Consider the following 5,025-nt stretch of genomic DNA (forward strand, 5'->3'; position numbering starts at 1 on the left):
CGGCGTCGGTGCGCGTGGACGAGGCGCTCGCCGCGGCCCGCGACGCCGTCGGGTCGTTCCTCGAGCACGACGCCCGGGCCGTCCGCGTCTCCGCGTTCCACAGCGCCGGGCTCGCGCTCTTCGGGCCGCTGCTCGCCGCGCTGGCCGGTGCCGGGGGATCGGGCACGAGCGTCGCCCTGGCGGACGCCGACGTGGCGCAGGGCGACTTCGCGGGCCTCACGGCGGATCACGACCTCGTCGTCGCGCACCGCCTCCCGCACGATCCGCCGTGGCCGACCGCCCGGCTCGTGGTCGTGCCGCTCCTGGTGGAGCCGCTCGACGTCGCGCTGCACGCCGGGCACCCCCTGGCGTCGTCCGCCGGCATCACGCCGGAGCAGCTGCGCGACGAGCGGTGGATCTCCACGCACGCGGGGTTCCCGCTCGCCGGCGTGCTCGACCACCTCGGCGCGCTGATCGGGCAGGCGCCGCGCATCGTCCACCGCGTCAACGAGTTCTCGGTCGCGGCGCAGATCGTGCGGACCGGCGACGCCATCACCGTGATGCCGCGCACGACCGGCGCCCCGCTCGCGGTCGACGGGATGGTGCTGCGGCCGGTCCTCGGCCCGACCCTCGTGCGTCACGTCGACGTGCTCGCCCGGCCGGACGCGCTCGCGCAGGCGCCCGTCCGCGTGGTGCTGGCGGCGCTGCGGCGGGTGGCGGATGCCGCGGCGGAGGCGGCCGAGCGGAACGGCCCCGCCTGACGCGCGGCGAGTACCTGCGTCCGCTCCGTCAGCCGCCGATGCCCTCCAGCTCCGCGAGCGCGTCCTCGGGCAGCTGGATGCGCGCGCCCTCGACGTTCTCGCGCAGGTGCTCCACCGACGACGTGCCCGCGATGACGAGCACGTTCGGCGACCGCTGCAGCAGCCAGGCGAGCGCGACCGGCAGCGGCGCGGATCCGAGGTCGGCGGCGACGCGCGCCAGCGTCTCCGACTGCAGCGGCGAGAACCCGCCGAGCGGGAAGTACGGCACGTAGGCGATGCCGTCGGCGGCGAGCTCGTCGATGAGCGCGTCGTCGTCGCGGCGGGCGAGGTTGTAGTGGTTCTGCACCTCGACGATCGGCGCGATGGCGCGGGCCTCTGCCACCTGCGCGGCCGTCACGTTGCTCACGCCGAGGTGGCGGATCAGGCCCTCTCGCTGCAGCTCGGCCAGCGCCGTGAACGGCTCCTCGATGGATCCGTCCGTCGGGCTGTCGAACGCGCCCACGCGGAGGTTCACGACGTCGAGCACGTCGAGCGTCAGGTGCGTGAGGTTGTCGTAGACGGCCTGGCGGAGCTCGGCCGCGGAGAGCGCCTGCGGCCAGCGGCCCTTCGCGTCGCGCAGGGATCCGACCTTCGTCACGATGTGCAGGCGCTCCGGGTACGGGAACAGCGCCTCCTCGATGAGCGCGTTCGTGTGGCCGGGGCCGTAGAAGTCGGCCGTGTCGATGTGCGTGATCCCGAGCGCGACGGCCTCGCGCAGCACGGCGCGGGCGGCGTCCGGATCCGCGGGCGGCCCGAACACGCGCGGCCCCGCGAGCTGCATGGCGCCGTAGCCGAAGCGCGTGACGGTGAGGTCGTGGGCGAGCGGGAAGAGCCCTCCGGGCAGGTCGGTCGGCATGGCGATCCTCTCGGGTGGCGCGGCGGGCGGCGTGCGCCCACTCTCCCGCGACCGTCGCGCGGCGCGCCCGCACTCGCAGGAGCCCGTGAGCGGATCCGCGTGCACGCGCGGGTCGTGCCGTGGGGCGTCGGAGCGCGAGCGCTCCGCGTCGGTGGGCGAGCTCGAGGTCCGTGCGGGCACGCCTCAGAGGGCGGGCCCGCACGGCCTGGACCTCATCGGACGTGGGTGCTGAGCCACTGGTACGGGTCGATGCGCTTGGAGCCGTAGGCGAGCTCGAAGTGCAGGTGCGGGCCGGTGCTGGCACCGGTCGTGCCGACCCGTCCCACGGGGTCGCCCGCGTCGACGACCTGTCCGGCGCGCACGGGGACGGACCCGAACTGCATGTGCGCGTACGTGCTGCTGATCCGCGTCCCGTCGATCTCGTGATCGATGACGACGTGGACGCCGAGCCCCGAGTTGGAGCTCACGACCTGTCGGACGACGCCTCGGGCGATGGACTGGATGCCGGCGCCGTTCCCGGGGTCGAAGTCGAGGCCCTGGTGGTTGGACGAGCAGCCCGAGCACGGGGAGGCCCGTGGGCCGAAGGAGCTCGAGATGCGCATCGACGACGGGATCGGCCAGCGCACCTCGGTGCCCGCGGGGACGGCGGACAGCGCGGAGCTGGCACCGGACGTGGTGCTGAGCGTCTGGACGGGGACGACGGGCGGCGGCGGGGGAGGCGGCGGCAGCGTGACGGAGAAGCCCTGCTCGCTCGTGACCGTGTATGCGGCTCCGTCGACTTGCAGGGTCTGGATCTCGCCGGTGGCGGGGTCGTGGAAGGTGACTGCACCGCCGGCGATGTCGTCGGGGACGGCGTAGGCCGGGAGGCCGTACGTCACGGCGATCGCGCCGGCAGCGAGCATCGCGCCGACGGCGGTCCTCCATGGGCTGGTGCCGGTGCGCCGCACGCTCGCTGCTGGCGCGGTGTGCACCTGGATCGTGCGGGCTCGGCGGCGCGCCTCCTGCTGCCAGGTGAGAGGGCGGCGGGTGACCGGGGCGGGCTCGGGGTGCTCGAAGGTCGCGCGTCGGGCGGAAGCGGTGTCGGCCGGCGGAGCGACGCGGGCACGGCGCCTGCTCGGCCTGCGCGTGGGGGGTGTCGCGTTGTGCACGGGGTGCCTTTCGGGGGCAGGCAGGCAGGACGGCACCACGATGTGACCGTCCGCGCTGCGGAAAGCGGAGAGGGGAGGAGGGGTCAGGAGTCGAGCAGCGCGCGCATGCGGGAGATCTCGTCCTCCTGCGTGGCGACGATGCCTTCGGCCATCTCGATGGCGTCCGGGTCCTGGCCGTCGTCGATCTCGGTCTGCGCCATCTCGATGGCGCCGGTGTGGTGCTCGATCATCTGGCTGAGGAACAGCTGCTCGGCCTCGGCACCCTCGGCGGCGTCGAGTTCCTGCATGTCGGAGTCGGACATCATGCCGCCCATGCCGTGGTCCATGCCGGACATCCCATCGATGCCCCACTGCTCCGCCCAGGCGGACAGCTGCTCGATCTCCGGGACCTGCGCTTCCTTGATCTCCGTCGCCAGGGCGGTCACCTCGGGGCTGATGCCGGTCTTGCCGAGGAGCATGTCACTCATCTCGATGGCCTGCTCGTGGTGCGGGCGCATCATCTTGACGAACATCTCGTCCGCAGCGCTGACCTGGGTGCTGGTGGCCCCGGCGGACGCGGAGGCGCTCGTCGCAGGTGTCGTCCCGGTGCCGCTGGTGGCGCAACCGGTCAGCGTCAGCGCGGCCGCGAGGGCGACGCCGGCGCGAAGCAGAGGGGTGGTGTTCTTCATCGTCTGTCTGGTCCTGTCCATGCGATCGGGATGGCAGGGCCGGATCCGTGCAGCGCACGGCGCCGCGGATCAGCCCAGGTCTCTGGTCGATGCAGGACGGGTCAGATGCGGAAGACGGACAGCGCGGCAGGCGTCGGCGGAGCCGGCGGCCGAGCCGTCGCGGAGGCGATGCGCGGGAGAAGCCGACGACGCAGCGGGTCATCGACGTGAGGGGCGCTTCGGAGCACCCGGCGGATCGCGATGCCCAGGGCTGCGAGGAGCATGATGCTGGCGGATGCCGCCAGGACCACGCCGCCGAGCTCAGCGAAGGAGAAGACATCGGACGCAGGCGCTTCGGTGACGAAGGCCGGTTCCACCGCGACGTCCGAGTGGATGTCGCCGACACCATGGCCGGTGCCGGCGGCGTGCAGGTCATGGGCGGCGTGCACGTGCGGCGTACCGAGGGACTCGCCCCAGCCTTGAGCGGTCGGGCTCATCACGACCAGGCCGACGACCACGGCGATCAGAGCCACGAGCTTCACCAGCAACCCGAGCAACGGGGCCCCGGCGAGGCGGTCATGCAGGGTCGGAGTCGACACGGTGACCATGCGAACCCCTTCCTGTTGCCGGTGACATTCGGCGTACGTTACCCGATCGTGATGCGAACACCATACGGGCTACAGGTGTTCACACCCGCTTGTCCGCTCTGCTCCGTGCCGTCTCGCGGTCGAGACGTGGAGCCTGTCCACGGGGCGCTCGATGTCTCCTGGAGTCGCCTCACCGCGACGCGTCTCGGAGCGACCCGATGCGGGTGTCTCCGAGTCGGACCGCTCGGGTGGGGCTTCGGTATCCGCGCGGGCGAGCACGACGAGTCTGCGTGTGCAGCGCCAGCTCGCCGCGCTGGTGGTGCGCCCTACAGCTCGCGGCCGGGGGCGGTGTCCGCGGCAGCCAGGGACTGCGCCGCCGGATGCTCCCGCCGCGTCGCGAGCACGCGCGAGAACACCAGCACGAGGAGGCCGGCGGCCGGGATGAAGATCAGGCCGAAGCGGAGCGACGAGGCGTCCGCGATGGCGCCCACGACCGGCGGCGACACGAGGAAGCCGAGGCGCAGCAGCCAGCCGACGATGGTGAGGCCCGTGCCCGGCTTGAAGCCGGGCAGCTCGTCGGCCGCCTGCATCGCGGCGGGGATGAGGGTCGCGACGCCGAAGCCCGCGATGCCGAACCCGATGATCGTGCCGACGATGCTCGGGAACGCGAGCGCCGCGCCCATGCCCACCAGCACGAGCACGCCGCCGAGGCGGGCGATGGCGCGCTGGCCGAACCGGTCGACCATGCGGTCGCCGAGCATCCGGCCGATGAACTGCATGCCCTGCAGCGAGATGAAGCCGAGGCCCGCGACGAACGCCGAAGAGCCGAGGTCGCGCGAGAGGTAGATGGCCGACCAGGTGCTGCCGGCGTCCTCCACGATGGCGCCGCCGGACGCGATGATCACGAGCGCGAGCAGCACGCCGTACTTCGCGACGAGGCCGAGCGCGCGCGGGGAGGCGGCGCGCGCGACGTCGCCCTCGGGATCCGGCGCGTGCGCGTGCGCGGCG

The 5,025-nt window shown here is 73.3% G+C and carries 6 protein-coding genes; 1 reads left to right on the forward strand and 5 read right to left on the reverse strand.

The window, feature by feature from the left end:
* The coding region (locus DZG00_RS12115) for a LysR substrate-binding domain-containing protein (RefSeq protein ID WP_119455662.1) at positions 1 to 740 on the forward strand (740 nt) is incomplete at its 5' end.
* 28 nt (positions 741 to 768) lie between these two features.
* Here the strand turns inward: DZG00_RS12115 and DZG00_RS12120 are convergent.
* From DZG00_RS12120 to DZG00_RS12140, 5 genes are all read right to left on the reverse strand, one after another.
* Positions 769 to 1,635 (reverse strand): oxidoreductase, encoded by an 867-nt coding sequence (locus DZG00_RS12120; protein ID WP_119382553.1) that lies wholly within the window; start codon positions 1,633 to 1,635, stop codon positions 769 to 771.
* A gap of 212 nt (positions 1,636 to 1,847) precedes the next feature.
* Entirely contained in the window at positions 1,848 to 2,537 is a 690-nt protein-coding gene (locus DZG00_RS12125; RefSeq protein WP_119382552.1) for a M23 family metallopeptidase, read from the reverse strand.
* 329 nt (positions 2,538 to 2,866) lie between these two features.
* Entirely contained in the window at positions 2,867 to 3,451 is a 585-nt protein-coding gene (locus tag DZG00_RS12130; protein WP_119382554.1) for a DUF305 domain-containing protein, read from the reverse strand.
* Between the two features lie 101 nt (positions 3,452 to 3,552).
* Positions 3,553 to 4,038 carry a hypothetical protein gene (locus DZG00_RS12135; protein ID WP_119382551.1) on the reverse strand — a complete coding sequence of 162 codons (486 nt, stop codon included), beginning with the start codon at positions 4,036 to 4,038 and terminating at the stop codon, positions 3,553 to 3,555.
* A gap of 305 nt (positions 4,039 to 4,343) precedes the next feature.
* Positions 4,344 to 5,025: MFS transporter (locus DZG00_RS12140; RefSeq protein WP_147359990.1), on the reverse strand; the 682-nt coding region annotated here is incomplete at its 5' end.

The organism is Clavibacter lycopersici (assembly GCF_003576405.1).
GTDB classification, from domain to species: Bacteria; Actinomycetota; Actinomycetes; order Actinomycetales; family Microbacteriaceae; genus Clavibacter; species Clavibacter lycopersici.

Bases quoted from the DNA above. Each gene is read 5' to 3' on its own strand.
- DZG00_RS12130 (WP_119382554.1), bottom strand. From the start codon at position 3,451: ATGAAGAACACCACCCCTCTGCTTCGCGCCGGCGTCGCCCTCGCGGCC.
- DZG00_RS12120 (WP_119382553.1), bottom strand. From the start codon at position 1,635: ATGCCGACCGACCTGCCCGGAGGGCTCTTCCCGCTCGCCCACGACCTC.
- DZG00_RS12125 (WP_119382552.1), bottom strand. From the start codon at position 2,537: ATGCTCGCTGCCGGCGCGATCGCCGTGACGTACGGCCTCCCGGCCTAC.
- DZG00_RS12135 (WP_119382551.1), bottom strand. From the start codon at position 4,038: ATGGTCACCGTGTCGACTCCGACCCTGCATGACCGCCTCGCCGGGGCC.